The organism is Dialister sp., assembly GCF_051885895.1.
In the GTDB taxonomy this organism is placed as follows: Bacteria; Bacillota; Negativicutes; order Veillonellales; family Dialisteraceae; genus Dialister.
Map to the genome: position 1 here is coordinate 48,266 of NZ_JBJEXP010000042.1, position 2,010 is coordinate 50,275.

Genomic DNA, 2,010 nt, shown 5'->3' on the forward strand with positions numbered 1-2,010 from the left:
ACTTCTGAAATCAGCTTCTTGAATTTTTCCAGCTGTTCTGCCACCTCCGGTGCCAGCTTCGGGAACTGGGGATTGATCTTCTTCAGTGCCTGCAGGGTAATCAGCGCCACAATGTAGCGGGTATACCATTTATTGTCCGCCGGCACAATGTACCAGGGAGAAATCTCCTTGGAAGTCTTGGAAATCATTTCTTCATACAGTTCCTGATACCGGTCCCAGTACTGTCTTTCATTGATATCGGACATGGAAAATTTCCAGTTCTTCTGCTGGTTGATAATCCGGTCCATAAGACGGCGCTGCTGTTCTTTTTTGGATACATGCAGGAATATCTTCACCATCTGGAATCCGTTCTGATAGAGATATTTTTCCCAGTTATTGATCTGTTCATATCTTTCTTCCCAGAAGTCCTTATGAATCAGGTCCTGAGGCAGCTGTCCCTTATGGATCAGATCATGAATTCTTGTGACAATGACATCTTCATACTGGGAACGGTTGAATATACCGATGTCTCCCCGTTCCGGAAGGGCCTTATTGATACGCCACATGTAATCATGATCTTTTTCCTCACTGGTAGGCTGTTTGAAGGAAACCACCTTGACGCCGCCGGGATCTAGATTGGCAAAGACATGATTCACCGTGCCGTCTTTCCCCGCAGCATCCATAGCCTGCAGCACGATAATCAGTCCGTATGTATTCTGGGCATAGAGCTTTTCCTGCAGATCTTTGACTTTTTCAATCACTTCCGGAAAATAGAGGGATTTGACTTTCGCCTTGTCGATACTTACATCACACTGGGTAGAAAATTTCTTCAGGCTGACCTTGGTGCCTTCCTTGACCCGATACCGTTCAATATTGACTTTTCCATCTTTAATTTCATCCATACCATCATCCTCCTGTTCCTACAGACTCTCTCTTTTATAATTATAAAACATATTTCCCTATCCGGTTATAAAAAGATTTTCTATACGTGCCTATTATCATTTCCTGCGGTATTAACAGTCCTCTGTTTTCATCAGAAAAACATTTCCATTTTCTTCTTTCTGCAGAGCCTTTTCCAAAATAGGGTATAATAAAGGATAGAAACAGGGAGAAAGCAGGAAAGCCGCCATTTTCCCGGAAAGGAGCACTTATGGACGAAGACAGAAAACCGGAAGGAAAACGATACCGCACCATGGACAGCATAGCCGGTGTATTTTCCCAGTCTGACCTGAAGCAGAAGCTCTTCGGCAATAAGGGATTCCAGTTTTATCTTTTCCAGAAACGGTGGGAAAAAATCGTGGGAAAGCTGATGGCCGAGGAATCCTACATTGCCGGCTGTAAAGGTCCCACTCTCTTTGTACGGGTCACCAATTCCACCTTTCTGCAGCATCTTTTCATGATGAAAGAAGACATTCTGAAAGAACTTGCCAAGGATGAAATCGGACGTTATTTTACGGATATCAAATTTCTGGCAGGCTCCCCCAAAAAGCCCTACAAGCCTTTCACCACCCTGGACCCTGTAAACCGTACCATTGAAAAGGAACAGAAACGGTACAGCCAGTCTCTTTCAGACAGGGAAGAGCAATGGATTACCAGCTGGGTGGATGGCCACGTCAAAAAGGAAGCGCTCCGCCTGCCTTTCAAGGAAATGATGGAAGAAGTACTGAAAATCAGAAAGGGAGAACTGGCTGATGGCTATCACGCCTGTGCCCTCTGCGGCAGTCTCTGTCCTCCTGACAGCCCTATCTGTCCTGCCTGCCGGAGAAAGCTGAATAAGACGAAGAAAAACAAGGTCATTCTTCTCCTGAAAGCAAATCCCCACTATACCTATCAGCAGGTACGATCTGTCTTTCCCTGCGAATACAGCATGTACGAGGAAGCCCGGGATATTCTGATCCACAGGGCCAAAGAAAAGATTTTCCATAAACAGGGAACAGCAGAAGAAAAAAGAAAGCTTCTTGCCCTTCTTCTCCATAAGCCCCTGTCCTCCATTACTGAACAGGAAGCGGAAGACATGCTGAAAAAAATGCC

Annotated in this window: 2 protein-coding genes; one reads left to right on the forward strand and one right to left on the reverse strand. The window is 45.3% G+C overall.

Features of this window, described 5'->3' with window-relative positions; all coding sequences use genetic code 11:
- A partial coding sequence (locus ACI4N7_RS03955; RefSeq protein WP_439732067.1) for a PPK2 family polyphosphate kinase occupies positions 1–881 on the reverse strand: 881 nt, incomplete at its 3' end.
- Between the two features lie 248 nt (positions 882–1,129).
- Between ACI4N7_RS03955 and ACI4N7_RS03960 the strand changes: the two genes are divergently transcribed.
- The coding region (locus ACI4N7_RS03960; RefSeq protein ID WP_439732068.1) for a DciA family protein at positions 1,130–2,010 on the forward strand (881 nt) is incomplete at its 3' end.